Genomic DNA, 24,614 nt, shown 5'->3' on the forward strand with positions numbered 1-24,614 from the left:
CTAGCGTTCGACCAATCCTGGTCGAACGGAAGGCGCGCCAGGAGAGCATGCTATGGGTCTGTTCAGTTTCATCAAGGAAGCCGGCGCCAAGATCTTCGGGTCGAGCTCGGCCAATGCGGCGACGGCAGATCAGTTGCAGAAGGAACTGGCCGGCCACGGCCTGCCGTCCGACGTCAAGATCGACGTCTCGGGCGACAAGGTGAAGGTCTCCGGCAAGGCGCTGAGCACCGAGGAGGCCGAGAAGATCATTCTGGCGATTGGCAACACCGCCGGCGTCGGTTCAGTCGAATCGGAGCTGGTCGTCAACAAGGAGGCGCCGGCCGCCGTGTTCTACACGGTGAAGAAGGGCGACACGCTCTGGAAGATCGCCGAGGAGAACTACGGCAAGGGCAAGGGCGCCAAGTACACCGAGATCGTCAAGGCCAACACGCCGCCGGTGAAGGATCCCGACCTGATCCAGCCGGGCTGGGTGCTGCGCATTCCGCCGCTGGCCTGATCACGCTTGAGCCGGATCTGATCGGGTTGAATCAACCCGATCAGTAGATCCATCTCTCGCTTGTGGTCTGGAAGGCCGTTTTTGCCGCGAGCTTGCGGTGCAAGCTCGGCGGAACGGGCTCTAGCGCGAGCAGCCCGCCGGGCAAGTTCCGGCGGGCTTGCGAATTAGTTGCGAATGAAACTATAAGGCCTGGAAGGCGTGAGACTTCCGGCCAGTTTGCATCGGGGCCGGTTTGATCCATCTTGCGTCTTCGCGAGACGGGCCAGCCGGCCTTTTGCCGGCAAGGCCCGCGGCAGGGTGAACGCAACAACGCAGAATTCCCGGGGAGGGGACCCAAATGAGCTTTGATCGCCGCAAGTTCCTGACGCTCGCCGGCTCAGCCGTGGCCGCTCCGGCGGTGCTGCGCGCCAGCCGTGCCAATGCGCAGGAAGTCACGCTGCGCATGCACCACTTCCTGCCGCCGGTGGCGAACGGGCACTCCAAGTTCCTGAAGCCCTGGGCCGACAAGGTCGGAGCCGAATCGAACGGCCGGATCAAGATCGACATCTTCCCGTCGATGCAGCTCGGCGGCACCCCACCGCAGCTCTACGACCAGGCCCGCGACGGCGTCGTCGACATCGTCTGGACGCTGCCCGGCAACACGCCCGGCCGCTTCACCGGCATCGAAGCGTTCGAGCTGCCCTTCGTGGCGAACAAACGGGCGCTGGTGAACTCGCTGGCGCTGACCGATTACGCCAGCGAGCATCTCAAGGACGAGTTCAAGGACATCCATCCGATCTGCTTCTGGGCGCATGATCACGGGCTGATCCACGCCAACAAGCCGGTGAAGACGATGGAGGACCTGAAGGGTCTGAAGCTGCGCTTCCCGACGCGGCTCGCCGGCGAGGCGCTGCGCGCGCTCGGTGTCAACGCCATCGGCATGCCGATCCCGCAGGTGCCGGAATCGCTGGCGCAGCGCGTGATCGACGGCTGCGTCGTGCCCTGGGAGGTCGTGCCGTCGATCAAGGTCCAGGAGCTGGTCAAGAACCACACCGAGATCCCGGGCTCGCCGACCCTGTATGTCGCGACCTTCGTGCTCGCGATGAACAAGGCGAAATACGAAGGGCTCGCGCCCGACCTCAAGGCGATCATCGACAAGAACTCCGGCGCCGCCGCCTCGGCCATGGCCGGCAAGGTCTGGGACGAGCAGGCGATCGTGGTCTCCGAGATGGTCAAGAAGCGCGGCAACAGCATCACCACCATCGACGAGGCGGAAGCGGCGCGCTGGCGCAAGACGACCGAGCCGGTGATCGAGGGCTGGATCAAGACCGCCAAGGACAAGGGCCTCGACGGCGAGAAGCTGCTCGCCGCCGCCCGTGCCGCGCTGACCAAGCACCAGAACGCCGCCTGATCCGGTCATGACCGACAGGGCAGTGGAAAGGCCGCCATCGCGCATCGACGCGGTGGCGGAGACGGTCGCGCTCATCGGCGGAGTGCTGCTGATCGTGCTCGCGACCATGGTCGTCGTCAGCGTGACCTTGCGCAGTGATCTCGTCGGCAAGGCCGGCGTACCGGGCGATTTCGAGCTGGTGCAGATGGCGACGGCCGTCGCCGCCTTCTGCTTCCTGCCGCTCTGCCAGTTGAAGCGCGGCAACATCTTCGTCGACACCTTCACATTGAAGCTGCCGCCGCGCTGGCGCGACGGGCTCGATGCGCTCTGGGACGTGGTCTACGGCCTCGCCATGGCGCTGATCGCCTGGCGGCTCGGAGTCGGGGCTCGCTCGGCGCTCGCCAGCGGCGAGAACACGATGGTTCTGCAGCTGCCGAGCTATCTGCCGATCGCGCTCTGCGCGGTGCTCGCCGGCTTCGTCGCGCTTGCCGCCTTCGTCAGCGCCAGCCGCCTGCTGAGGCAACCCCGATGAGCGGCGCGTCCCTCGCCATCACAGGTTTCGTCGTCATGCTGACGCTGATGGCGCTGCGCCTGCCGATCGGCCTCGCCATGCTGGTCGTCGGCAGCGCCGGCTATATCCAGCTCAACGGACTCGAGCCGTTCCTCAACTATATCCGCACCACGCCCTATCAGATCTTCGCCAACTACACGCTCTCGGTGATCCCGCTCTTCGTGCTGATGGGCGCCTTCGCCGAGCGCTCGGGATTGGCGGGCGATCTGTTCAAGGCGGCCTCTGCCTTCGTCGGCCATCGCCGCGGCGGCCTCGGCATGGCGATGATCGGGGCCTGCACCGGCTTTGGCGCGATCTGCGGTTCCTCGGTCGCGACCACCGCGACCTTCGCCCGTGCCGCGCTGCCGCAATTGCGCAGCTACCGCTATGATCCCGGCTTCGCCTGCGGCGTCACCGCGGTCGGCGGCACGCTCGGCATCCTGATCCCGCCCTCGGTCATCCTCGTCGTCTATGCGATCTCGACCGAGCAGAACATCGCCAAGCTGTTCCAGGCGGCGCTGATCCCCGGGCTGATGGCGGCGGCGTTCTACTGCATCACCATCGCGATCATGACGCGGCTCGACGGCACGCTCGGGCCCGCGCATGAGCGCACGCCCTGGCGCGAACGCTGGCCGCTGCTCGTCGGCGTCATCCCGGCGATGGCGGTCGCCGTGATCGTGGTTGGCGGCATCTATGGCGGCATCTTCACCCCGACCGAGGGAGCCTCTGTCGGCGCCTTCATCATGCTGGCGATCGGCCTGTTCCGGCGCACGCTCGGCCTCGCCGAGATCAAGCAGGCGATCCTGCAGACGGCCGAGACCTCGGCGATGATCTTCGCGATCCTGCTCGGGGCGGAGGTGTTCAACGCCTTCTTGGCCCTGACGCAGGTGCCGACGGCGGCGGCCGAGATGATCGCGGCGTCCGGCTGGGCGCCCTACACCGTGCTGGTCGGCCTGCTGCTGTTCTACATCGTGCTCGGTGGCGTCATGGACGAGCTCGCCATGATCCTTTTGACGCTGCCGGTGTTCTTCCCGATCGTGACGGCGCTCGATTTCGGCATGCCGAGCGACGACATCGCGATCTGGTTCGGCATCCTCGTCCTGGTCGTGGTCGGCATCGGCATGACCTGTCCGCCGATCGGGCTCAACGTCTTCGTCGTCGCTTCGCTGGCGCGCGACGTGCCGGTGACGCGGATCTATCGTGGGGTGCTGCCTTTCGTCGTCGCCGACGTGATCCGGCTTGGCATCTGCGTGGCATTTCCGGCGTTGAGTCTCTATCTGGTGAAGCTCCTGAACTGAGCGATACCCGAGAGCGACAGCATGATCGTACACGACCTCGACATCGACGCCGTCAAGGCTGGGCTCGCCGACGGCTCGATCCTGATCGTCGACGTGCGCGAGCCGCACGAGTGCGCGGCGGGGCGTATTCCCGGCTCGGTGTCGCTGCCGCTCTCGCAGTTCGACCCCGCCGACCTGCCGGATGAACCCGGCAAGCGCATCGTGCTGTCCTGCGCCGCGGGCGTGCGCTCGCTGCGGGCACTGGAGTTCGCGCAGGCGGCCGGCCTCGACATCGACAGCCACTATATCGGCGGCTTCAAGGATTGGGCCATGCGCGGCGAGCCGGTCGAGCGCTGAGTGTCCGTTTGAATCCCTTGAGCCCTCATCCTGAGGAGCGCTCCGCAGGAGCGCGTCTCGAAGGATGCTCCAGGAGGTTCCGGAGATCGCTGGAGCATCCTTCGAGACGGCCGCTCACGCAGCCTCCTCAGGATGAGGGCTGTGTTGGGGGGCGAACCCCGAGCTGATCCATGTCGCCTTCCGGTTGCAGCTTGCCACGCCAGAGCCGATAACGTGGCGCGGCTTCAAAACCGGCCGTGGTCGACCAAAGGTGCCCTGATGAAGGCCGTCCGCCTGCTGAGCCTCTCCCTCGCAGCCCTGCTTTGCACTGCTTCCGCAGCTCCGCTCGCCTTCGCGCAGGCTGCCCCGCAGACCGCAGCGAAGCGACCGACGCAGGATCCGGAGCTGCAGGCTGCGATCGCCAAGTCGAACGCCTATACCTCGCTCGCCAACCGGACGCTCAGGGCGATCGAGTCCTGGGATCGCTACAAGAGCTGGGTCGACATGAAGAAGGGCCCGACCGGCAAGGAGCGCTACATCTCCTATGGGCTCTACAGCCTCTATGACGTGAAGGACGAGATTGCCAAGGCCGAGGCCGCGACCGGCCAGCCGCCGGCTCAGCCGGAGCTCGATGGCGCGGTCGAGCGCTTCATCGCCGCCTATCAGGAGCTGGCGCCGCTGATCACCCGGGCCGAACGCTATTACGAGCGCAAGGACTATCGTGACGACAATGCCACCGAGGGCCGTGAGCTGCACGCCAAGATGGTGCCGGCGGCGGAGGCCTTCCTGCGCGAGCGGGGCGCCTTCGACCTGCAGCTCAACGCCTACAAGAAGGGCATCGACGCCCGCGAGCTCGCGGCGATCGAGGCGAGCGAGGGCCGCCAGGCCCGCTGGCAGCTGCGCAACATCATGATGAATGCCCGCGCCGTGATGGATTTGATGCCGAGCAATGAGCGGCCGATCGTCGATCTCGCCGCCTTCGACACGGCGCTGGCCGGCTATTCCGGGGCGATCAAGGAGATGGACCGCTTCAAGGACAACAACCCGTCCGGCGTGCCGATGATCGATTCCTCCGCCAGTACCTGGCTCGGCTCGCTGCGCGACTTCCGCGAGAAGCTCGGCAAGTCGAAGGGCGATGTCCGCAAGGGCGCGGCGGGCGATGCCAACCGGATCGTCTCCAGCTACAATATGATGGTGAGCATGTCCGACAGCGCTGCGCGCATGATCCGCTGAATTCAAGACCCGTTGCTTGCGCTCGGCGCATCCCGGTCCCTGCGCGTGGACCGGGGTGACGTCACGGCGATCCTGCGCCAGTCTTTCTCATTCGAGTGATCCGAAGGAAGTTTGCCGATGCGTCCGATGAAGTTCGGGATGGGCCAGCCGGTGCGGCGGGTCGAGGATCAGCGCCTGACCACCGGCACCGGCCGCTATACCGACGATACCGCGGTCGAAGGCGCGCTGCACGCCTATGTGCTGCGCTCGCCGCACGCGCACGCAAAGTTCAGGATCATCGACAAGGAGACGGCCAGGAAGCGCAAGGGCGTCAAGCTGATCCTGACCGGCGAGGATGTCGCCCATCTCGGCGACATCCCTTGCAAGGGTTTGATCAAGGAGATTTCCGGCGAGGATGTGAAGCCGAATCCTGTCCCGGTCCTGCCCACCGATACGGTGCGCCATGTCGGCGAAGCGATCGCCTTCATCGTCGCCGAGACGCTCGACCAGGCGCGCGACGCCGCCGAAGCGATCGAGATCGAGTTCGAGACGCTGCCTTCGATCACAGGCATCGCCGAGGCGCTCGAGGGGAAGGCGCCGCAGGTCTGGCCGGACCGGGCCGGCAATGTCGCCTTCGAGGCGGAGCAGGGCAACGCCAAGAAGACTGAAGAAGCCTTCGCCAAGGCCGACCGGACCGTCTCGGTGACCATCGTCAACAATCGTCTCGCCTCCAACTACATGGAGACGCGCGCCTGCATCGCCGAATACGACAGGGCGACCAAGCGCTGGACCCTGACACTCGGCAGCCAGGGCAGCCACGGCACGCGTGAGATCCTCGCCGACTACATCCTCAAGGTCGACCAGGCTCGGATCCGGGTGGTCACCCCCGATGTCGGTGGCGGCTTCGGCACCAAGATCTTCATGTACCGCGAATACCCGCTGACCATGGTCGCAGCCGAGATGCTGAAGCGGCCGGTGCGCTGGGTCGCCGATCGCACCGAGCACTTCCTCGCCGATACACATGGCCGCGCCAATCTCAGCACCGCGACGATGGCGCTCGACAAGCGCGGTAAGTTCATTGGCCTCAAGGTCGATCTCGCTGCCGATATGGGCGCCTATCTCTCGCAGTATGGGCCCTTCATCCCCTGGGTCGGCACGACGATGACGCCGGGCTGCTACAATATCCCGGCCGTGCATGTCCGCTTCCGCGGCGTCTTCACCAACACGACGCCGGTCGACGCCTATCGCGGAGCGGGCCGGCCCGAGGCGGCCTATCTGATCGAGCGGCTGGTCGATGCCATCGCGCGCGAGACCGGCAAGACGCCGGATGCGGTGCGCGCCCTCAACTTCGTCAAGCCGAGCGAGATGCCGCACAGGACGCAGACCGGCCCGGTCTACGATTCCGGCGAGTTCGAGGGTCATATGCGCCGCGCCATGGAAGTGGCGGACTGGAAGGGCTTCAAGAGCCGCCTGAAAGCCTCGCAGAAGGCAGGCAAGATCCGCGGCATCGGACTCGCCTGCTATATCGAGGCCTGCGGCGGTGGCGGGCCGGAGAGTTCGACCGTGATCCTGGAGAAGGACGGCACCGTCACCGTGCTGATCGGCACCCAGTCGAACGGGCAGGGCCACGAGACCGCCTATTCGCAACTCGTCTCGCAGCATCTCGACATCCCGATGGACCGCATCAAGGTCATCCAGGGCGATACCGACCGGGTCGCAACGGGCTCGGGTACCGGCGGCTCGCGCTCGATCCCCGTCGGCGGCGCGGCGCTGAACGCGGCGACCGGCATTCTTGCCGACAACCTCAAGAGCCTGGCCTCGGATGCGCTCGAAGCCAGCCCGGGCGATCTCGAGATCGTCGACGGCGCCGTCCGTATCGTCGGCACCGACAAGAAGCTCGACCTCAAGGCGATCGCTAACCTGCCCGGCGCCAAGGCGGAGCAGCTCAGCGTCCATCAGAGCTGGACGCCGCCAGAGGCGACCTATCCGAACGGCACGCATGTGGTCGAGCTCGAGGTCGATCCGGCGACCGGCGGCACCGAGATCCAGAACTATGTCGTGGTCGACGATTTCGGGGTGACGCTGAACCCGATCATGCTGCAGGGCCAGGTCCATGGTGGCGCGGCGCAGGGCATCGGCCAGGCGCTGATGGAGGAAATCCGTTTCGACTCGTCCGGCCAGATGCTGACCGCGACCTTCATGGATTATGCGCTGCCGCGCGCGATCGACATCCCGAACTTCCATTTCGAGACGCGCAACGTGCCTTGCGTCACCAACGCCCTCGGCGTGAAGGGCGCGGGCGAGGCCGGCGCGATCGGCGCCTGTCCGGCGGTGATGAACGCCATGGTCGATGCGCTGGACCGCGCCGCGGGGATCAAGGCGATCGACATGCCGGCGACGCCGGCCAAGGTGTTCGGGACGCTGAAGGCGGCGGGATATCTGCTTTGACGCAAGGAGTTGATTGCGCTTATGCAATGATATTCACGACAATGCGACTTGGCGCTGTCGTGCCCGTGCGTTGATCTGGAAGAGTTCAAAACAGCGCTGGTTCAGGCGCCTGTCTTCCGGAGGATTCCTGCGCATGCTTCGCTCTGCTTTCGTCGCCCTCGGCCTTGCCGTCGGTGTCTCCGCCGTTCTGGCCCAGGCCAATCCGATCGCCGAACGGCGCGACACGATGAAGGGCGTCGGGGCTGCGACGCGCGATGGCGCGGCGATGGCCAAGGGCGAGGCGCCGTTCGACGCCGCCAAGGCGCAGGCGGTGTTCAAGGCCTATGGCGATGCGGCCAAGAAGATGCCGGGCCTCTATCCGGACAATGCCAAGACCGGCGGCGAGACCACGGCGGCGCCGAAGATCTGGGAGGACCAGGCCGGCTTCAAGGCCGCCTTCGCCAAGTTCGAGGCCGATGCCGGCAAGGGCGCCGCGGTGACCGATCTCGCCGGCTTCCGCACCGCCTTCGGCGACGCCACCAAGAATTGCGGCGGCTGCCACGAGACCTATCGCATCAAGAAGTGATAGCGGCCTGACGCCCCCGATTTGACCTGCAGATTTGACCTGATCGAAGGAGCGGGCTTCCTTGTGGAGCCCGCTCCATTCGTGTCGGCGTCATCCGGGGCGAACCCTGTCGCGATACGAGCGTTGTTTGCCCGGGACAACTCAATGAGGAACCGATGCGCCGCCTGCTGATCACGCTTCTGGTCTTCATCGCGCTTGGCACTGCCGGCTTCTTTGTCCTCACCGATCCGCGCGTGGTCTCGCCGGGCCCGGCGGTCGGCACGCTGCCGGCGCCCGACATCGAGAACGGCAAGCTGCTGTTCGCGGCCGGCGGCTGCGCCTCCTGCCACGCCACACCGGGGCAGGACGACAAGACCCGGCTCGGCGGCGGGCTGGTGCTGGGCTCGCCCTTCGGCAAGTTCCATGTGCCGAACATCTCGCCGCATACGCGCGACGGCATCGGCAACTGGGGCACGGCGGATTTCATCCAGGCGATGACGGCCGGCGTCTCACCCTCAGGTCAGCACTATTACCCGGCTTTCCCCTACACCTCATACCGGCTGATGCCGCCAAAGGCGGTCGCCGATCTCCTCGCCTATATCCGCACGTTGCCCTCGGTCGAGGGCAGGGCGCCTGCGCACGAGCTAGGCTTCCCTTACAACATCCGCCGCGCTGTGGGCGGCTGGAAGCTCTTGTTCTTTGACGGGACGCCGTTCAAGGCCGATCCGGCCAAGAGCGAGGAGTGGAATCGCGGCGCTTATCTGGTGAACGGGCCGGGCCACTGCGCCGAATGCCATTCCAGCCGCAACCAGTTCGGCGCGATCGTCCAGGCGACGCGCTTTGCCGGCGGGCCCGATCCCGAGCGCAAGGGCTGGGTGCCGAACATCACCCAGGCCGAGGACGGCTTAGGGAAGTGGTCGAAATCCGAGATCGCCGAATTGCTCAAGAGCGGCTTTACGCCGAGCTTCGACAGCGTCGGCGGCTTGATGGCGGCAGTGGTGCGCAACATGGCGCAATTGTCGGATGCCGACCGGCTGGCGATGGCGGAATACCTGAAGTCGCTGCCGGCGGTGCAGGGGCCGCCCCGGCCGCAGAAGGCGGCGGGCGGGTAGGTTATCCGCCAAACAGGCGCCGATCCCAGAACACAGGCTCGTGTAGGCTCGCCTCAATCAGGGCGAAGTCGGGATGAGCCGGATTGATCAGCACGTTTTTGTCGAGTCGCGCGACGACGCTCGGGACCAGCAGGACCGCGCTGCGGCGCTCCCGGCACCAGAGTTCGCCATAGGGCCTGCTGACTGTTGCGGGCATCGTATCCCAGCCGGGCAGAGCGGGGGCTGAGAATATCTCGTAGCTGACGCCGCGGGGGATGCCGATCCGGACGAAATGCTGGTTGGGCGGCAACTGGCCGCTGCCGCGCACCAGCTTCTCCAGCAGGGCTGTGGAGTAATGTTCGCTGGTATAGATCACCGGGCTGCCCGGTGTGTTCCAGCGCCCGGGCGCAATGGTGGAGCCGGTTGCGTCGAAGATCGGATAAAGGCCGTCGGGATCGCCGATGCGATAGGCTGTCAGCGTCCGGTCCAGACGCTGTGGCGTCACGCGGCGCTGCCGTATTTCAGGCCAGCTAGAATGTCGCGCACCAATTCGGCGCCAATCTCGTTCTGGATGACGACGTCGATCGGACGCCGGTCGTCGAGCATGGCGTGCGACCTGAACATAAAGTCTCGCGCGGCCTCTTCGGTCTTCCAGACATCGAGGGCCAGACCCCAGACGCCGGCGACGCGCGCCAGGCGCGTGCCTTCGTCGGCAGATAGGCGATGCGCTGCCTTGCGTCGCTCATAGGTGGCCTTCGGGACGAAGCGGAACTTGAACTGGGCATCGTTGGGCGATAGCAGCCGGGAGATACGCTCCAACGCGCTCACCGGAAGTCCGCTCTCGATCGTCGAAATCAGTTCGAAGGGCGTGCGTGCTGCCAGAGTATCACCGGGCAGGCCAAGTACGCGAGCCATTGCCTCGTAGGTCAGCATCGATCTTGCCTCGTTTCATCTGAGGCAAAATATAGTCTCGACTGAGGCTTCCCGCAAGCGGGGCTGCAACAGAGGCGAGGCGGCCTTCAGTCCATCACTGCCGCCTTGAGGATGCAGACCATCAGGGCCGTGCCTGGCTGGCCGCTGACGCAGCGGACGACGTGCTGGCGGTCGCAGCGATAGCGCAGGGTCTCGCCGGCCTTGGCGCGCTGGGTGATGCCGCCGACCTCGACTTCGAATTCGCCGGCGCTGACCGAGAGCGATTCGATCGAGCCGCGCTGATGGCCTTCCGAATCGAGCTCGCCGCCGGGCTCGGCGCTGACCTCGTACCATTGCAGCCATTCGACGGTTTTGATCCAGCCGATGATGGCGAGGCGCAGCTTGCCGTCCTCCGAGACCAGGATCGGCGTATCCGATCGGGCGATCTTCTCGATGAAGGCCTCTTCCTCATTGGTCGAGAGCACGCGCTCGATCGAGACGTCGAGCGCCTGCGACAGCCGCCAGATCGTAGCCAGGGTCGGATTGGTCTCGTTGCGCTCGATCTGGCTGATGATCGACTTGGCGACGCCGGACTGTTCGGCCAGCTCCGAGAGCGAGAGATTATAGGCCTTGCGCAACCGCTGGATCGTCTTGCCGAGCTGGCCGGAGATGACCTGTGCACCCGACTCAATTTCGCGGCCGCCACGTTCCCTGGTTTCGATACCCATTGCACTCTTGCCTGCCGTCGCGCCTTGCCCGTTCAGGAATTTGTCCGTTTGGGAAAGAGAACGATTGTTTGTCTTAGCGGACAATGCCTCGGATCGCTCCAAGCGGCAAGTCGGGCTGCCTCAGACCGAGCGGGATGGGCCGGCTTCGCGAGTCTCCTTCTTGAGCAAGCCGAGTTGCTGTTCGCGCAGGATGACGTAGATGCCCGAGGCGATCACGATCAGCGAGCCGATGAGCACGGCCAGGAGCGGCCACTCGCCGAAGACGAACCAGCCGAGCGCCGTCGCCCAGATCATCGTCGAATACTCGAAGGGGGCGATCAGCGAGGCGTCGCCATAGCGATAGGCTTGGACCAGCAGCATCTGGCCGAGGCCGCCGAGCACGCCGATGGTGACGAGCAGGATGAAGTCCTTCAGGTCGGGCACCGTCCAGCCGAGCGCCAGCGTCAGCAGGCCGAGCAGCGAGGTCAGCGACATGAAATAGAAGACGATGGCGCCGGTCTTCTCGGTATGAGTCAGGAGCCGGACCTCGATCGAGGCGAAGGCCGAGCAGAAGGCGCCGGCAAGCGCGAGCAGCGCACCGATGGCGGGCCCTCCCGAGAGGCCATGTCCGAAGGCCTGCGCGCCCATATGCGGCGAAAGCATCAGCAACACGCCGACGAAGCCTACGGCAACGGCGGTCCAGCGGTAGATGCGGACGCGCTCCTTCAGGATCAGCGCCGCCAGCACGACGACGATCAGCGGCGCGGCGTAGCCGATCGCGACCGCGTCGGAGAGCGGCAGCAGATGCAGGGCGGCAAAGCCGAGGAACATGCCGGTCGAGCCGATGACCCCACGCTTGAGATGGCCGCGCAGATTGCTCGTCTTGAGCGCTTCCGGGAATTCATGGCGCCAAGCCAGCCATATGATCAGCGGGATCAACGCGAAGAACGAGCGGAAGAAGACGAGCTCGCCTGTCGGATAGCGCGAGGCCAGCGTCTTGATGCCGGCCGACATCAGCGTGAACGACAGGGCTGAAAGCAGCTTGAGGCTGATGCCGAGGAGCGGGGACAAGGGAAAAGGTCGGGCACGAGGAATGGAAGTCTTGTGCAAGACTTCCATTCCTTAGACCATGAGCGTGGAGCCGTTCCAAGCACCGATCTTGCACATCGGACCGGCGATGTGCGGGAGGCGGCGTCGACCAGCCGATCAGGAGAGTCGATATTCGAGGATCTCGTCGTCCCGGTCGTCGAACGTACCGGTCGAGGTCCAGCCTAGGTGCCGGTAGAAGCCATAAGAGCGTACGGTCGGATCGGACGAGCAGCCAAGGAACAGCCTGGTGAAGCCGAGCGCCCGGAGTTCGTCGACGACCAGATCCAGCAGGCTCTTCCCGATGCCCTGTCCTTCATAGTCCGGCAGCAGCGCCAGCACGACGATCTCGCCGGTCTCGCGCTCGCCGAAGCAATAGCCGACGATCTCATCGCCAAAGGTTGCGACATGGCCCGGCAGGCTGCCATCGGCGATGGCGGCGCGCCAGCCTTCCAGCGTGACACCCGCAGCGGCCAACCGCTCGACCGAGAAGGCGTTCTCCCGTGTCCTGCCGCGCAGAATGACGCAGGCTGGCGTGTCTTCGGGGACAGCTCGTCGATAGGCGATGGTCATAGCGCTCGGGTTGGCTTTGTTACGTTAGAGGTCCTTCGACCCTCATCCTGAGGAGCCATTCCGCGAGGAATGGCGTCTCGAAGGATGCTCCAGCAGACTCCGGAGCCATCTGAAGCATCCTTCGAGACGGCCGCCGGAGCGGCCTCCTCAGGATGAGGGCTCAAACTCTGTTGGCGGTTTTCAGAAGTTCGTGCGGAACGAGCCGCCGTCGATCAGGAAGTTCTGGCCGGTGATGTAGCCGGCATGGGTGCTGGCAATGAAGGCGCAGAGCTTGCCGAATTCGTCGGCCTCGCCGAAGCGGCCGGCCGGGATCTCGTTGCGGCGCAGTGTCATCACCTCCTCCTCGGAGATGCCCTTCATCGCCGCGACGCGCTTGGTCGAGGTCGTCAGCCGGTCGGTGGCGAAAACGCCGGGCAGGATGTTGTTGATGGTGACGTTGGCATGGGCGATCTCGCGCGCCACGCCGGCGAGGAAGGCGGTGAGGCCGGCGCGGGCACCTGACGAGACGTCGAGCCCGGTCAGCGGGGTCAGCACGCTCGCCGAGGTGATGTTGACGATGCGGCCGAAGCGCCGCTCGATCATGCCGTCGACGACACGCTGCACCAGCTCGAGCGGAGTCGCCATGTTCTGCGCGACGCCTTCGAGCAGCGCCTCGCGCGTCACCTCGCGGAAGGGCTTGGGCGGCGGGCCGCCATTGTTGTTGACGAGGATGTCGGGGCTGGGCGCCGCGGCGAGGAGCGCGTCCTGGCCGGCTTTGGTCGAGACGTCGGCGACGACGGCAACCACGGTGGCGCCGGTGCTGGCGCGAATCGCGCTTGCGGTCTCCTCGAGCGTCTTGGCGTCGCGGCCGTTGACGATAACCGTGCAGCCGGCCTCCGCCAGCGCCTGCGCGCAGCCCCGACCCAGCCCCTTGCTCGAAGCGCAAACGATGGCCGTGCGGCCTGCAATTCCAAGGTCCATCCGTCGTCTCCTCAACAAGCTTCGCTTTCGTGAGCGCAGGCAAAGCACGGTTTTCCCGCCGCGTCATCAAAGCGTAGTGCAAATCAGACACACGCCGGAGGCATCGTAACAGGACGGGTCGGCTGCTATGAGCGACGACAGCGACGCCAAACAGGTTCGCAGCATCTTCATCTCCGACCTTCATCTGGGCACGCGCGGAGCGCAAGCGGACCTCGTGCTGGAATTCCTGCGCGCCTATGACGCGCCGAAAATCTACCTGGTCGGCGACATCATCGACGGCTGGCGGCTGAAGAGCGGCTGGTACTTCCCGCAATCGCACAACGACGTCGTCCAGAAGCTGCTGCGCAAGGTGCGCAAGGGCTCGACGCTGATCTACGTCACCGGCAACCACGACGACTTCCTGCGCGACTACACAGGCCTGCAATTCGGCGGCATCACGCTGGTCGACGACATCGTCCACGAGACCGCCGACGGCAAGCGCATGCTGGTGATCCATGGCGACCTGTTCGACCTCGTGGTGCGCAACGCCAAATGGCTCGCCCTCCTAGGCGACTGGGCCTACACGGTCGCGCTGGTGCTCAACCACGGCATCAACCGGGTGCGCCGTGTCTTGCGGTTGCCGCACTGGTCGCTCTCGGCCTGGGCCAAGCACAAGGTCAAGAACGCGGTGAACTATATCGGCGAGTTCGAGCAGTGCCTCGCCGATGAGGCGCGCCGGCACAAGGCCGACGGCGTGATCTGCGGGCACATCCATCACGCCGCCCAGCGCGAGATCGGCGGGCTGACCTACATCAACACCGGTGACTGGGTCGAAAGCTGCACGGCGGTGGTCGAGCACGACGATGGCCGCTTCGAGATTATCCGCTGGCCGCAGCACCGGCAGAAGGGCGAGAAGCCTGCATTGCCGGCGCCGACGACGCGTCCCGCCCCTGTGCCGAGCCTCGTCGAGGCGGCGTGATGCGCGTCCTGATCGCGACGGACGCCTGGCGCCCGCAGATCAACGGCGTGGTGCGCTCGCTGGAGCGGATGGTCGAGGCGGCGCCGGAGTTCGGCGTCACCCCGCATATGCTGACGCCGGAAGGCTTCTGGCAGGTCGGTCTGCCGTCCTATCCCGACATCCGCATCGCGCTGGCGACGCGCCGGCATGTCGCCCGGCGTATCGCCGAGTTCGCTCCGGACCATATCCATATCGCGACCGAAGGGCCGATCGGCTGGCTGACGCGGGCGGTCTGCCTTGCCCAGAAACGGACCTTCACCACGAGCTATCACACCCGCTTCCCGCAATATGTCGCGGCGCGCTGGCCGATTCCCGAGAGCTGGAGCTATCGTTTCCTGCGCCGCTTCCATGGACCGGCCGCCGGGGTGATGGTCTCGACAGCGACCGTCGAAGCGGAGCTGCGTGCGAATGGTTTCGAGCACATCCTGCGCTGGGGGCGGGGCGTCGACCTCTCCTTGTTCCATCCACGGCCCGAGAGCGTGCTCGACCTGCCGCGGCCGGTTTTCCTCAGCGTCGGCCGGGTCGCGGTCGAGAAGAACCTCGAAGCCTTCCTGTCGCTGCGACTGCCCGGCAGCAAGGTCGTGGTCGGCGACGGGCCGGCCCGCGCCGACCTCAAGCGCGCCTTCCCGGATGCGCATTTCCTCGGTGCGCGCGAGGGTGAGGAGCTGGCTGCGATCTATGCCTCCTCCGACGTCTTTGTCTTTCCGAGCCTGACCGACACGTTCGGCATCGTGCTGCTGGAGGCGGCGGCGAGCGGGCTGCCCGTCGCCGCTTTCCCGGTGCAGGGGCCGAGCGACGTCTTCGCCGGCAGCCAGGCCGCGGTGCTCGACGAGGATCTGCGCAGTGCCGCACTCGCGGCGCTGCGCCTGCCGCGCGAGGCCGGGCTTGAACTCGCCCAGCGTCATAGCTGGCACAGCAGTGCCGAGCAGTTTTACGGCCATATGCGCCGCGCGATGCAGTCTGCGGCGGCAGGGAAGCCGGCGCGCGCCGAGCTGGCGCCTGCGTCGACGACTCTCTCCGTACGCCTGGAGCCGGCCGAGCGGAAGGAATTCGCGTAGGATCGCGCCGTCTTTCTGGGGTGACGCGCAGCGTCGAGCCCGGAGCCCATGACCACGACGGCGCCAAGGATCCCTCCGTCATTGCGAGCGTAAGCGAAGCAATCCAGGAGCGGCAGAGCTCTTCGTCTTCCTGGATTGCTTCGTCGCTACGCTCCTCGCAATGACGAGAAACGTCGTGTTCATGGATTCCGGGCTCAGGCCTGCGGCCTGCCCCGGAAAGACGACAAGAAAACGTTACAGCCGCCGCGAGCGGGCGTGACGTGGAAGCGCTGGCTGCAGCGCGCTCGCCGGCTTGAGCTCGCTGCGGAAATCGTCGCGGCGCTGATGCACCGAGGCGATGACAAGGCCCATCGGCACGCCGAGGCCGACCAGCGCCGCTTCCGATAATTGCAGGCTGGCCTCGATCGTCTCCGGCACGGCGTCGTTCACACCGATCTCGTAGAGATGCCGGGCGTGCTTGGCATCGCGGGCACGAGCGACGATGACCAGATCCGGCCGCAATGCACGCGCTGCCGTCACGGTCTCGTCGACAGCGCGCTGGTTGTCGATGGTGACGATCAGTGCAGTCGCGTCCTCGAGGCCGCAGAGCCGCAGGAAGTCCGGCTTGGTCGCGTTGCCGTAGAAGGCCGGCCGCCCGGCGCGGCGCTGAGTCGCGATCAGGGCGGCGTCGGCGTCGATGGTGATATAGGGAACCTTGTGCTGCTCGAGCATCTCGCCGACCAGCCGGCCGACGCGGCCGAGGCCGACGACGATGGCGCGCGACGTGTGGTCATCCGGCGGCAGGATGCTCGCCTCCGCTGGAAGATTCGCCACCGGAACGAAGCGGGCCGACAGCGTCCGTGCCATGCGGGCGGCGAGCGGCAGGAAGATCATGGTCAGCGAGACCGCGGCGAGCACGAGCGCCGCAGCGTTCTGGTCGACCAGCTTGGCGGCGACGGAGGCTGTGAGCAGCACGAAGGCGAACTCGCCGCCGGGACCGATCATGATCGCGGTTTCGAGCGCGGTCGACCGCGACAGCTTGAAATAGCGGGCGAGCAGGAAGGTGATCGCCACCTTGGCGAGGAAGAGCCCGGCGGCGATGCTCAGGATCGCGACCGGCTGAGCCGCCAGCGCGGCCGGGTTCACGCTCATGCCAACGGTCAGGAAGAAGACGCCGATCAGCAACGACTTGAACGGCTCGATCGTGACCTCGATGGCCCGGCGATACTCTGTCTCGGCCAGCAGCAGGCCGGCGATGAAGGCCCCCAGTCCCATGGAGAGCCCGGCCCCGGCTGCGATCAGCCCGGTCCCGAGCGCGACCAAGAGGGTCGCCGCCATGAAGCTCTCGGAGGAATCGGTCGAGGCGACTAGGCGAAAGAGCGGGCGCATGGCGAGGCGGCCGATGACGACGATGGCGGCGACCGCCGCGACCGCCTGCAGCAGCGCCTGGGTTAGGCCGGCGATCAGCGAGCCGCCGTTCTGTGCGCCGAGCACGCTGACCAGGAAGAGCAGGGGAATCACTGCGAGGTCCTGGCAGAGCAGGACGGCGAAGCTGGCGCGCCCGGCCGAGGAGGTGATGCGACGGTGCGCCGAGAGCAGCTCGACCACCATCGCGGTCGAGGACAGCGCGAGCGCCGTACCGATCAGCAGGGCTGCGGCCGCCGGCTGCCCGAAGGCATAGGCGATGGCGCTGATCACGGTGGCCGAGAACGCAACCTGGCCGAGGCCGAGCCCGAAGACCAGCCGGCGCATGGTCATCAGGCGCTCATAAGAGAGCTCGAGCCCGATGACGAAGAGCAGGAAGGCAACGCCGAGCTCGGCCGGGCCGGCGAGCGCTTCCGCATTCGAGACGGTGATCGCGCCGAGGAAGGGAATCTTGGCGGCGAGGCCACCGAGACCATAGGGGCCGAGCAAAGCGCCACAGGCCATGAAGGCGACGACCGAATTGACGCGGAAACGCTTGGCGAAGGGCACGATCACGCCGGCCGTGGCGAGCACGACCACGGCGTCGCGATAGGCGGAAGGATCGATCGTCCCGGCCACGTCACCCTCGAAGAATCAAGCGAAGCTGCTGATCTCGAAGCTTTGCTTGGCAAAGCCTTGCAACACAAACCAAATCACGCGCCGGGCTGACGAAAACTTGCCCCGCCGCCGGCTGACCTCTAAGCACGGTGCCAATCGTGGCAGCAGCTTGGCCGCGACCTCGCCACGTCAAGGGCCTCCGCATGCGCTTTACCGGCACCGCTTCTTACGTCGCTACCGAGGACCTGACCGTTGCGGTCAACGCGGCGATCCGGCTGGAGCGCCCGCTCTTGGTCAAGGGTGAGCCCGGCACCGGCAAGACCGTGCTGGCGGAGGAGATCGCCGCTGCGCTCGGCGCGCCGCTGCTGACCTGGCACGTCAAGTCGACCACCAAGGCGCAACAAGGCCTTTATGAATATGACGCGGTCAGCCGCCTGCGCGACAGCCAGCTCGGCGACGCCCGCGTCTCCGACATCGCCAACTACATCAAGCGCGGCAAGCTCTGGGAGGCCTTCGTCTCGCCCGTGCGTCCGGTGCTGCTGATCGACGAGATCGACAAGGCCGACATCGAGTTCCCGAACGATCTCCTGCTCGAGCTCGACCGCATGGAGTTCCATGTCTACGAGACCGGCGAGACGATCAGGGCTTTGCGGCGGCCGGTGATGATCATCACCTCGAACAACGAGAAGGAATTGCCCGACGCCTTCCTGCGTCGCTGCTTCTTCCACTACATCCGTTTCCCGGACGCCGAGACGATGCAGAGGATCGTCGAGGTCCATTTCCCCGGCATCAAGAAGCGGCTGATGGAGGAGGCGCTGCGCCTGTTCTTCGAGGTGCGCGAGGTGCCCGGCATCAAGAAGAAGCCCTCGACCTCCGAGCTGCTCGACTGGCTGAAGCTCCTCGTCGCCGACGATATCGGCCCCGAGGTGTTGCGCGAGCGCGATCCGCGCAAGCTGATCCCGCCGCTGCACGGCGCGCTGCTCAAGAACGAGCAGGACGTCTCGCTGTTCGAGAAGCTCGCCTTCATGGTGCGGCGGGAGAGCCGCTGACCTTCGCCGCCGGGATCGCGTCGCAGGGCGGGATCGCCGTGGCCAAGTCGACCTTGGGGTCGATTTCGCGAACGGCGTCCTTGAGGTCGAAGTCGCGCATCAGCAGGACATAGTCCTGCGTTTCCGACGTCCTGAGATAGCCGGTCATCGCGATCGGCTTGCCCGAGAGCTCGCCGAGCCGGCAGGCCTTGTCGGCGCCGAGCGCCAGGCTGCCGCGATTGCCGCTGTTCTGCGGCCCGGCAAACATCTCCTCGCGAAAGGTGCCGAGGCGCGCCGCATCGGCCGTGCTCAACCTGAACAGTGTGAAGCGACGTCCAGGGGCAGCCATCGCCGGTAGTTTCGCCAGCTCGACCGCGTCGCGTACCTCTTCAAGCACAACTTTGCGCTCGTGGCGGCCACCATCCTTCAGCAGGGCGACGAGTGTCATCGTGACGCCGCCGGGCAGCGGGCGAATGTCGGCCGGCAGGCTGATGCCGCCGCGCAGCTGCGCGAGGTCCGTCGTGCGGATGTCGATCTTCGACAGTTTCGGCAGCGAGGCCAGCGGGACATGGCCGCAGCCGGCAAGCAGGCCGCAGAGCAGGAGACTGGTGGGTAGGGAGACGCGCATTGGGGCTCTCAGTGAAATGGCTTTGACATCTATAAATTCATTTCTTAGTTTAATTTTGTCAATCACGGAGTGAAATGAGATGGCATCCTCAGCAGGCTCGAACCAAAGCTGGCCGGCCATGGCGCGGTTGCGCCGCGTGAGCGCGGTCGCACGCATCCTCTGCTTTGCGGCCGCAGTGCTGATGGCTGTCGGCGTGGTTTGGCTCTGGCGTGATCCCGAGCAGCTTGCCACCTATGCCCGCGGCACGATCGGCGTCAGCGCGCCAATTGGCCCGCTGTCGGAGCGCGGCTACTGGATCGCGCTCACGATCGGCCTGGTCCCTGCTGGGCTCTTCATCGCGGCGATGCTGCGGCTCGCCAGCTTGTTCGGCCGCTTCGGCCGCGGCCAGGTGCTGGAGGAAGAGAACGCGCAGCGGCTGACGCGGGTAGGCTGGCTCTTGACGGCGATGGGCGTGGCGACGCCGTTCACGCGCGGGCTGCAGAGCGTGGCGCTGACTTTCGACAACCCGTCTGGCCAGAAGCAGCTGGCGATCACGCTCGATCCGGGGATGTTCGGCGCGCTGGCGGCTGGCGCTGCGCTGGTCGCCTTCGGGCTCGTGCTCAGGGAGGCGGTCCGGCTCGCGGACGAGAATCAGAGTTTCGTGTAGGAGTTGGGCGATGCCGATCATCGTCGAACTCGATGTCATGCTGGCGCGCCGCAAGATGCGCTCGAAAGAGCTGGCCCAGCGCATCGGGCTGACCGAGCAGCAGGTCTCGCAGCTGAAGTCCGGCAAGGTCCGCGGCATGCGCTTCGACACGCTCACCCGGATCTGCACCGTGCTCGACTGCCAGCCCGGGGATCTGCTGCGCTACGAGCCGGGAGCCGATGATCTTGCGCCCGGCGACGATGCGTAACTGAATCAGCCAAGCCCAAGCAGTGGGCGCGCCTGCAACGCCGCGACGAGCGCTGCCGTGGTGATGGCGGCGTAGGCAGCGGAGACCGTACCGAGCGCCACGAGCCCCGCTCGGGTCTGCCGCATCGCCAGCCAGAGCAGCAGGCCGATCGCCGGAATGATCTGCAAAGCGTGGAGGCCAAGGAAGTGCGCGATGCGCAGATCCCCGATCGTCAGCGACCAGCCGAAGAACGGAATGGTCGGATGCAGGGCCGGTTGCGTGCCGACATAATGGCCGGTGGGGCTCGAGCCGAGGAGCGCGCCACTCAGCAGCCCGAAGACGCAGGTGAGGGCGAGGCCGACGACCAGCGACCAGCGCACGACCTCGGGCATCTGTGCGGCGTCGCGGCGAGCGAGCCCATAGGCGAGGAAGCCGGGCGCGATCGTGAACATCACCGCGCCGATGCCCATCAGCGTGTAGAGGCCCGCGCCGAGCGCGCTGTCGCTGTTGTAGTGCGAGGCTTCCACCCGCGAGGCGCGCCAGGCGATGTAGAGCACTTCGAGCACGATCGGCGCGATCACCGGCCAGACGATGTAGCGCCCGGCCCAGGAGGCGCGGAAGCGGTCACTCGCGAGCGGCAGGAACAGCGCTAGCGTGAGCAAATAGAAGGCGACCGAGATCTCGAATTTCAGCGGCTTGATCCAGGTATCGACGCCCTGGAACTGCCTGACATCGATCAGCCAGGCGAAGATAGTCGGCACCGCCAGGGCCAGCATGGCGAAGGCGGCGGCAGTGAGGCGCGGCTCGAGCTCGAGATCAGGCAGCCAGGCCGGCAGGCGGGCCTGGAGCCTGGCGATGCGATCCTCGCGCGCCAGGCGGAAGCAGGCCTCCAGCAAGAGATAGGTGATGAAGCCGAACGGACCGAACAGGAACGTCAGCAGCAGCACCGGCAGCATCAGCCAATGCGGAATCGCCTCTGCCTGAGAGCGGCGCAGGAGCCAGTTGCCGAGGAAGAGGTCGAAGGCGAGGTAATGGACCCAACCGGCGAGCAGCAGCGGCTTCGAGGCGAACAGCGCCGCAACCGAATCGAGCGAGGAGAAACCGCCCTTCGCATCATGCCAGTGGATGGCGATCAGCACCGCATAACCGAGCGAGAGCAAAGCCGGGATGATCCAGCCGGCCAGAGCCGCCGAGACGCCGCGCCAGCGCGGCAGCAGGATCAGCGCGAGCCAGCCGAGCATGGCCAGCTGGCCCGCCCGGGTGAAGGTGTCGTCCAAGCCGAGAGGCATCATGCACTCCTATCTTGACACTGTTCAGTTGCGATGCCGTCCTATTGCGATATCTTGACGGCGTCAAGTTTGATTTTGACGAGCGTGGACAGGGCGTTGCGATGACGGCAGGCGGCGTGATCAAGCGAGGCGGGTATCATCACGGCGATCTGCGCCAGGCGATGATCGATGCAGCCGAGGCGGTGCTGGCCGAGAAGGGCGTCGGCGGCTTTACCTTGCGCGAATGCGCCCGCCGGGCCGGTGTCTCGCCGGCCGCGCCGGCGCATCATTTCGGCAATCTCGTCGGCCTGCTGACGGCGATCGCAACGCTCGGCTTCGACGACCTGTCGCAGAAAATGGAGGCGGCTGTCGCGAAAGCCGAGGCGTCCGGCGGCGATCGGCTGGCAGCGATCTGCGAGGGCTATCTCGAGGTCGCGCTGACGCGGCCCGGCCGCTTCCGCGTCGTCTTCGGGCGCCTTGGCCTGAAAAGCGGCGACGAGGATCTGCGCCGCGCCGCCGTCCGGGCCTTCGGCATCCTGGTCCGGGAAACCAAGCTGGCGCTTGGGCGGCGCGTCGACGAGGAAGAGGTGCTGACGCGCCTGCCGTCGAGCTATGCCGACGATGCCGATCTCGCCGAGATCCTGTTCGTCTGGTCGATCACCCACGGATTCTCGACCATGCTGATCGACGGCCAGCTCGCGCCGTTGGAAATGCAGTCGGGCGGACGTGAGCGCCTGCTGGGGCTTTATTCGGGCCGGCTGATGGATATGCTGCTCGCTGCAGTGCGCGTGTCCGCAGCTAAGGCAACCGCTTGAGGGCAGTGCACATTCCCTTCCCCCCGCTTGCGGTGGGGAAGGGTTAGGGATGGGGGGCCGGAAAGCGGGGCTGGACCATTCGTCCAGTTCAGTGCCGAGCGGCACTGCCCCCCACCCAACCCTCCCCACCGCAAGCGGGGGGAGGGCTTGAGCCTTCCGATCGCTGCAGACAGCCCTTCACCTGATTGTCCTGGCTCAAGCCACTCGCAAATCCTGCCAGCCGTGGTTAGATGGCGGCCATGCGCCGCCTGATGCTCCTGCGCCACGCCAAATCGGCCTGGCCTGCCAATACCGCCGACCGCGACCGCCCGCTCGCCATGCGCGGGCGCGAGGCCGCTCCGGTCATGGGCCGCTATCTCGCCGAGGAGCTGCTGCTGCCCGACCTCGTCCTGATCTCGCCGGCGAAGCGCACCGCCGAGACCTGGGAGCTGGTCAAGCCGATGCTGCCGGAAAAGCCGCCGACGCATTACGAGCCGCGCATCTATGAGGCCAAGCCGGAACGCCTGCTCAACGTCGTTCAGGAGACCGAACCGGAAGTCCGCACGTTGCTGATGATCGGCCATAATCCTGGCTTCGAGGAGCTCGCCGCCAAGCTCGCCGGGCATGGTGACCGCTACGCGGCGGCGCGGATGGCGCAGAAATACCCGACCTGCGGGCTCGCCGTGATCGATTTTTCGATCGAGGACTGGCGCGATCTTGCGCCGCGAAACGGCAGGCTCGATCGCTTTGTCACGCCGGCCTCGCTGGGCGAAGGCCCCGACGAATGATGCGGATCGCCTGATGGCGTCCGGCTCCTATCTCGACGAGGCGCGCAATGCCGCGCTCGCTTTCGGCGACAGCCTGCTCGGGCTGGCGCGGCCGCGCCTGCGCATCGGCGTCACCGGCCTGTCGCGCTCAGGGAAAACGGTCTTCACCACCGCACTGATCCAGAACCTGGTTGAAGGCGCCAAGCTGCCGGTGCTGAAGGCTTCGGCGGAGGGACGTATCGCGCGGGTCAGGCTGGTGCCGCAGCCCGATCCCGAGATTCCGCGCTTTCCCTACGAGGCGCATCGGGCCGCGCTCTCAGGGCCGGACCGGCGCTGGCCGGACTCGACGCGCCGCATCTCGGAGCTCAGGCTCGAGATCGACTACGAGCGGGCGTACGGCTGGTTCAAGGGCCCGGCGACGCTGACCCTCGATATCGTCGACTATCCCGGCGAGTGGCTGCTCGACCTCGCGCTGATCGGGCAGGATTATGCCGGCTGGTCGGCCCAGGCGGTCGCGGACGCACGCAAGACCCATCGGCTCGCTATCGCCGCGCCCTGGCTCGAGGATCTGAAGCAGCGCGATCCGGCCGGGCCGGCGGACGAATTGGTGGCCGAAGCTGCGAGCGACGCCTTCAAGGCCTATCTCGCCGCCTTGCGCGCCGATCCCGAAGCGGTGGCGGTGACGCCGCCCGGCCGATTCCTGATGCCGGGCGATCTCGAAGGCTCGCCGGCCCTGACCTTCGCGCCGCTCGACTTAAGTCCGGGTGCGCAGCCGCAGGCCGGCACGCTCGCCGGGCTGATGGCGGAGCGTTTCGAGGCCTATAAGCGGGTCGTGGTCGGGCCATTCTTTCGCGAGCATTTCCAGAGGCTCGACCGGCAGATCGTGTTGGTCGACGCGCTGGCGGCGCTCGATGCCGGGCCTGCCGCGCTCGCCGATCTCGAAACCGCGCTCGACCAGGCGCTGTCGGCCTTCGCCGTCGGCCGCAACAGCCTGCGGTCAAGCCTGTTCGCGCCGCGGATCGAGAGGGTGCTGTTCGCCGCGACCAAGGCCGATCATCTCCACCATACCAGCCATGACCGCCTCGCCGGGGTGATGTCGCATCTGGTCGCGCGCGCCACGGCGCGGGCGCAAGGGGCGGGCGCCAAGGTCGAGGCGATGGCCTTCGCCGCCATCCGCGCCACGCGCGAGGTCCGTATCCGCGAGGGCCGCGAGGAACTGCCCGCCATTGCCGGCGTGCCCGAGGCGGGCGAGGTGGTCGACGGCGAGGTCTTCGATGGCCAGACGGAGGCTGCGATCTTTCCCGGCGACCTGCCGGAGCGGCCCGAGGCGATCTTCGATCCGGATGCGCCGCGCTGGCTTGTACGGGCGCCGCGCTTCCGGCCGCCGCTGGTCAAGCCCGATGCCGGCGGGCGCCTTGCGCCACCGCCGCAAATCCGCCTCGACCGGGCGCTCGAATTCCTGATCGGCGACAAATTGGCGTGAGGGGCATGAGCAGTCGCGATCCAAGATTGACTGCGATGCGGGGTGCAGGCGCACTCCCTCCCCCCTTGTGGGGGAGGGTTGGGGAGGGGGGTATGCCATCCTCTGTGATTGGTCGTTTTGTCGCGCAGCCTCTGCAAGGCGATCAGCCTCACGGCTG

General features: G+C 66.4%; 26 protein-coding genes. 17 read left to right on the forward strand and 9 right to left on the reverse strand.

The genetic code is table 11. From position 1 onward, the window contains the following. Positions 1-52 precede the first annotated feature (52 nt). The 9 genes from lysM to ACSQ24_RS07705 all read left to right on the forward strand — a co-directional run bounded on the left by lysM (position 53) and on the right by ACSQ24_RS07705 (position 9,344). Positions 53-496 carry a peptidoglycan-binding protein LysM gene (lysM, locus tag ACSQ24_RS07665; RefSeq protein ID WP_436094112.1) on the forward strand — a complete coding sequence of 148 codons (444 nt, stop codon included), beginning with the start codon at positions 53-55 and terminating at the stop codon, positions 494-496. Between the two features lie 337 nt (positions 497-833). Next, entirely contained in the window at positions 834-1,886 is a 1,053-nt protein-coding gene (locus tag ACSQ24_RS07670; RefSeq protein ID WP_436094113.1) for a TRAP transporter substrate-binding protein, read from the forward strand. Between the two features lie 7 nt (positions 1,887-1,893). Beyond that, positions 1,894-2,397: a TRAP transporter small permease gene (locus tag ACSQ24_RS07675; RefSeq protein ID WP_436094114.1), complete on the forward strand. Its 504-nt coding sequence runs from the start codon at positions 1,894-1,896 to the stop codon at positions 2,395-2,397. Further along, positions 2,394-3,713 (forward strand): TRAP transporter large permease, encoded by a 1,320-nt coding sequence (locus tag ACSQ24_RS07680; protein ID WP_436094115.1) that lies wholly within the window; start codon positions 2,394-2,396, stop codon positions 3,711-3,713. Before ACSQ24_RS07675 ends, ACSQ24_RS07680 begins: the two co-directional genes overlap by 4 nt. A gap of 21 nt (positions 3,714-3,734) precedes the next feature. Then, positions 3,735-4,049, forward strand: coding sequence for a rhodanese-like domain-containing protein (locus ACSQ24_RS07685; protein ID WP_436094116.1), 315 nt, complete (start codon positions 3,735-3,737; stop codon positions 4,047-4,049). A 258-nt stretch (positions 4,050-4,307) separates the two neighbouring features. Further along, positions 4,308-5,261: a YiiG family protein gene (locus tag ACSQ24_RS07690; RefSeq protein WP_436094117.1), complete on the forward strand. Its 954-nt coding sequence runs from the start codon at positions 4,308-4,310 to the stop codon at positions 5,259-5,261. Positions 5,262-5,378: 117 nt separating this feature from the next. Then, complete coding sequence (locus tag ACSQ24_RS07695; RefSeq protein WP_436094118.1) at positions 5,379-7,688, forward strand: xanthine dehydrogenase family protein molybdopterin-binding subunit; 2,310 nt, start codon at positions 5,379-5,381, stop codon at positions 7,686-7,688. Positions 7,689-7,821: 133 nt separating this feature from the next. Then, positions 7,822-8,253: a c-type cytochrome gene (locus tag ACSQ24_RS07700; protein ID WP_436094119.1), complete on the forward strand. Its 432-nt coding sequence runs from the start codon at positions 7,822-7,824 to the stop codon at positions 8,251-8,253. A 155-nt stretch (positions 8,254-8,408) separates the two neighbouring features. Further along, a complete protein-coding gene (locus ACSQ24_RS07705; RefSeq protein ID WP_436094120.1) occupies positions 8,409-9,344 on the forward strand; it encodes a c-type cytochrome in 936 nt (311 codons plus the stop codon). A gap of 1 nt (position 9,345) precedes the next feature. Here ACSQ24_RS07705 and ACSQ24_RS07710 read toward each other — a convergent pair whose 3' ends face one another. The 6 genes from ACSQ24_RS07710 to ACSQ24_RS07735 all read right to left on the reverse strand — a co-directional run bounded on the left by ACSQ24_RS07710 (position 9,346) and on the right by ACSQ24_RS07735 (position 13,561). After that, positions 9,346-9,828 carry an RES family NAD+ phosphorylase gene (locus tag ACSQ24_RS07710; RefSeq protein WP_436094121.1) on the reverse strand — a complete coding sequence of 161 codons (483 nt, stop codon included), beginning with the start codon at positions 9,826-9,828 and terminating at the stop codon, positions 9,346-9,348. Then, positions 9,825-10,256 carry an antitoxin Xre-like helix-turn-helix domain-containing protein gene (locus ACSQ24_RS07715; RefSeq protein ID WP_436094122.1) on the reverse strand — a complete coding sequence of 144 codons (432 nt, stop codon included), beginning with the start codon at positions 10,254-10,256 and terminating at the stop codon, positions 9,825-9,827. The genes ACSQ24_RS07710 and ACSQ24_RS07715 overlap by 4 nt, the downstream gene beginning before the upstream one ends. Positions 10,257-10,342: 86 nt before the next feature. After that, complete coding sequence (locus tag ACSQ24_RS07720; RefSeq protein WP_436094123.1) at positions 10,343-10,963, reverse strand: helix-turn-helix domain-containing protein; 621 nt, start codon at positions 10,961-10,963, stop codon at positions 10,343-10,345. Between the two features lie 120 nt (positions 10,964-11,083). Next, the gene (locus ACSQ24_RS07725; RefSeq protein ID WP_436094124.1) at positions 11,084-12,013 is read right to left on the reverse strand and encodes a DMT family transporter; all 930 of its coding nucleotides are present in this window, start codon (positions 12,011-12,013) and stop codon (positions 11,084-11,086) included. A 135-nt stretch (positions 12,014-12,148) separates the two neighbouring features. Next, a complete protein-coding gene (locus tag ACSQ24_RS07730) occupies positions 12,149-12,601 on the reverse strand; it encodes an N-acetyltransferase family protein (protein ID WP_436094125.1) in 453 nt (150 codons plus the stop codon). A 180-nt stretch (positions 12,602-12,781) separates the two neighbouring features. Next, entirely contained in the window at positions 12,782-13,561 is a 780-nt protein-coding gene (locus ACSQ24_RS07735) for an SDR family oxidoreductase (protein ID WP_436094126.1), read from the reverse strand. A 127-nt stretch (positions 13,562-13,688) separates the two neighbouring features. Here ACSQ24_RS07735 and ACSQ24_RS07740 point away from each other — a divergent pair, with 127 nt between their 5' ends. Beyond that, on the forward strand, positions 13,689-14,519 hold the full coding sequence (locus tag ACSQ24_RS07740) for a UDP-2,3-diacylglucosamine diphosphatase (protein ID WP_436094127.1): 831 nt from the start codon (positions 13,689-13,691) through the stop codon (positions 14,517-14,519). Next, positions 14,519-15,616 carry a glycosyltransferase family 4 protein gene (locus tag ACSQ24_RS07745; RefSeq protein WP_436094128.1) on the forward strand — a complete coding sequence of 366 codons (1,098 nt, stop codon included), beginning with the start codon at positions 14,519-14,521 and terminating at the stop codon, positions 15,614-15,616. Before ACSQ24_RS07740 ends, ACSQ24_RS07745 begins: the two co-directional genes overlap by 1 nt. A 234-nt stretch (positions 15,617-15,850) precedes the next feature. On the opposite strand, the gene ACSQ24_RS07750 is transcribed toward ACSQ24_RS07745, so the two are convergent. Beyond that, positions 15,851-17,638, reverse strand: a complete 1,788-nt coding sequence (locus ACSQ24_RS07750) for a cation:proton antiporter domain-containing protein (protein WP_436094129.1) — start codon at positions 17,636-17,638, stop codon at positions 15,851-15,853. Between the two features lie 182 nt (positions 17,639-17,820). On the opposite strand from ACSQ24_RS07750, the gene ACSQ24_RS07755 reads away from it, so the two are divergent. Then, positions 17,821-18,666 (forward strand): AAA family ATPase, encoded by an 846-nt coding sequence (locus ACSQ24_RS07755; protein ID WP_436094130.1) that lies wholly within the window; start codon positions 17,821-17,823, stop codon positions 18,664-18,666. Here ACSQ24_RS07755 and ACSQ24_RS07760 read toward each other — a convergent pair. After that, the gene (locus ACSQ24_RS07760; RefSeq protein ID WP_436094131.1) at positions 18,641-19,273 is read right to left on the reverse strand and encodes a hypothetical protein; all 633 of its coding nucleotides are present in this window, start codon (positions 19,271-19,273) and stop codon (positions 18,641-18,643) included. The genes ACSQ24_RS07755 and ACSQ24_RS07760 overlap by 26 nt on opposite strands. Before the next feature lie 79 nt (positions 19,274-19,352). Between ACSQ24_RS07760 and ACSQ24_RS07765 the strand changes: the two genes are divergently transcribed. Continuing rightward, positions 19,353-19,919 (forward strand): DUF2975 domain-containing protein, encoded by a 567-nt coding sequence (locus tag ACSQ24_RS07765; protein WP_436094132.1) that lies wholly within the window; start codon positions 19,353-19,355, stop codon positions 19,917-19,919. Positions 19,920-19,929: 10 nt separating this feature from the next. Further along, positions 19,930-20,166: a helix-turn-helix domain-containing protein gene (locus ACSQ24_RS07770; RefSeq protein WP_436094133.1), complete on the forward strand. Its 237-nt coding sequence runs from the start codon at positions 19,930-19,932 to the stop codon at positions 20,164-20,166. Positions 20,167-20,171: 5 nt separating this feature from the next. Here ACSQ24_RS07770 and ACSQ24_RS07775 read toward each other — a convergent pair whose 3' ends face one another. Continuing rightward, positions 20,172-21,434: an ABA4-like family protein gene (locus tag ACSQ24_RS07775; protein ID WP_436094134.1), complete on the reverse strand. Its 1,263-nt coding sequence runs from the start codon at positions 21,432-21,434 to the stop codon at positions 20,172-20,174. 101 nt (positions 21,435-21,535) lie between these two features. Here ACSQ24_RS07775 and ACSQ24_RS07780 point away from each other — a divergent pair, with 101 nt between their 5' ends. The 3 genes from ACSQ24_RS07780 to ACSQ24_RS07790 all read left to right on the forward strand — a co-directional run bounded on the left by ACSQ24_RS07780 (position 21,536) and on the right by ACSQ24_RS07790 (position 24,457). Continuing rightward, positions 21,536-22,228, forward strand: coding sequence for a TetR/AcrR family transcriptional regulator (locus ACSQ24_RS07780; protein WP_436094135.1), 693 nt, complete (start codon positions 21,536-21,538; stop codon positions 22,226-22,228). 239 nt (positions 22,229-22,467) lie between these two features. After that, entirely contained in the window at positions 22,468-22,995 is a 528-nt protein-coding gene (locus ACSQ24_RS07785; protein WP_436094136.1) for a SixA phosphatase family protein, read from the forward strand. A 13-nt stretch (positions 22,996-23,008) separates the two neighbouring features. After that, positions 23,009-24,457 (forward strand): YcjX family protein, encoded by a 1,449-nt coding sequence (locus tag ACSQ24_RS07790; protein WP_436094137.1) that lies wholly within the window; start codon positions 23,009-23,011, stop codon positions 24,455-24,457. The last annotated feature ends 157 nt before the right edge of the window (positions 24,458-24,614 follow it).

It is taken from the genome of Allobosea sp. LjRoot237 (genome assembly GCF_964253285.1).
GTDB lineage: Bacteria > Pseudomonadota > Alphaproteobacteria > Rhizobiales > Beijerinckiaceae > Allobosea.

What these genes read in the sequence shown, in the direction of transcription:
- ACSQ24_RS07775 (WP_436094134.1), bottom strand. Translation starts at nt 21,434, where the DNA reads ATGCCTCTCGGCTTGGACGACACCTTCACCCGGGCGGGCCAGCTGGCC.
- ACSQ24_RS07700 (WP_436094119.1), top strand. Translation starts at nt 7,822, where the DNA reads ATGCTTCGCTCTGCTTTCGTCGCCCTCGGCCTTGCCGTCGGTGTCTCC.
- ACSQ24_RS07720 (WP_436094123.1), bottom strand. Translation starts at nt 10,963, where the DNA reads ATGGGTATCGAAACCAGGGAACGTGGCGGCCGCGAAATTGAGTCGGGT.
- ACSQ24_RS07690 (WP_436094117.1), top strand. Translation starts at nt 4,308, where the DNA reads ATGAAGGCCGTCCGCCTGCTGAGCCTCTCCCTCGCAGCCCTGCTTTGC.
- ACSQ24_RS07680 (WP_436094115.1), top strand. Translation starts at nt 2,394, where the DNA reads ATGAGCGGCGCGTCCCTCGCCATCACAGGTTTCGTCGTCATGCTGACG.
- ACSQ24_RS07780 (WP_436094135.1), top strand. Translation starts at nt 21,536, where the DNA reads ATGACGGCAGGCGGCGTGATCAAGCGAGGCGGGTATCATCACGGCGAT.
- ACSQ24_RS07695 (WP_436094118.1), top strand. Translation starts at nt 5,379, where the DNA reads ATGCGTCCGATGAAGTTCGGGATGGGCCAGCCGGTGCGGCGGGTCGAG.
- ACSQ24_RS07705 (WP_436094120.1), top strand. Translation starts at nt 8,409, where the DNA reads ATGCGCCGCCTGCTGATCACGCTTCTGGTCTTCATCGCGCTTGGCACT.
- ACSQ24_RS07730 (WP_436094125.1), bottom strand. Translation starts at nt 12,601, where the DNA reads ATGACCATCGCCTATCGACGAGCTGTCCCCGAAGACACGCCAGCCTGC.
- ACSQ24_RS07785 (WP_436094136.1), top strand. Translation starts at nt 22,468, where the DNA reads ATGCGCCGCCTGATGCTCCTGCGCCACGCCAAATCGGCCTGGCCTGCC.
- ACSQ24_RS07790 (WP_436094137.1), top strand. Translation starts at nt 23,009, where the DNA reads ATGGCGTCCGGCTCCTATCTCGACGAGGCGCGCAATGCCGCGCTCGCT.
- lysM (WP_436094112.1), top strand. Translation starts at nt 53, where the DNA reads ATGGGTCTGTTCAGTTTCATCAAGGAAGCCGGCGCCAAGATCTTCGGG.
- ACSQ24_RS07670 (WP_436094113.1), top strand. Translation starts at nt 834, where the DNA reads ATGAGCTTTGATCGCCGCAAGTTCCTGACGCTCGCCGGCTCAGCCGTG.
- ACSQ24_RS07745 (WP_436094128.1), top strand. Translation starts at nt 14,519, where the DNA reads ATGCGCGTCCTGATCGCGACGGACGCCTGGCGCCCGCAGATCAACGGC.
- ACSQ24_RS07735 (WP_436094126.1), bottom strand. Translation starts at nt 13,561, where the DNA reads ATGGACCTTGGAATTGCAGGCCGCACGGCCATCGTTTGCGCTTCGAGC.
- ACSQ24_RS07765 (WP_436094132.1), top strand. Translation starts at nt 19,353, where the DNA reads ATGGCATCCTCAGCAGGCTCGAACCAAAGCTGGCCGGCCATGGCGCGG.
- ACSQ24_RS07675 (WP_436094114.1), top strand. Translation starts at nt 1,894, where the DNA reads ATGACCGACAGGGCAGTGGAAAGGCCGCCATCGCGCATCGACGCGGTG.
- ACSQ24_RS07770 (WP_436094133.1), top strand. Translation starts at nt 19,930, where the DNA reads ATGCCGATCATCGTCGAACTCGATGTCATGCTGGCGCGCCGCAAGATG.
- ACSQ24_RS07755 (WP_436094130.1), top strand. Translation starts at nt 17,821, where the DNA reads ATGCGCTTTACCGGCACCGCTTCTTACGTCGCTACCGAGGACCTGACC.
- ACSQ24_RS07740 (WP_436094127.1), top strand. Translation starts at nt 13,689, where the DNA reads ATGAGCGACGACAGCGACGCCAAACAGGTTCGCAGCATCTTCATCTCC.
- ACSQ24_RS07760 (WP_436094131.1), bottom strand. Translation starts at nt 19,273, where the DNA reads ATGCGCGTCTCCCTACCCACCAGTCTCCTGCTCTGCGGCCTGCTTGCC.
- ACSQ24_RS07685 (WP_436094116.1), top strand. Translation starts at nt 3,735, where the DNA reads ATGATCGTACACGACCTCGACATCGACGCCGTCAAGGCTGGGCTCGCC.
- ACSQ24_RS07715 (WP_436094122.1), bottom strand. Translation starts at nt 10,256, where the DNA reads ATGCTGACCTACGAGGCAATGGCTCGCGTACTTGGCCTGCCCGGTGAT.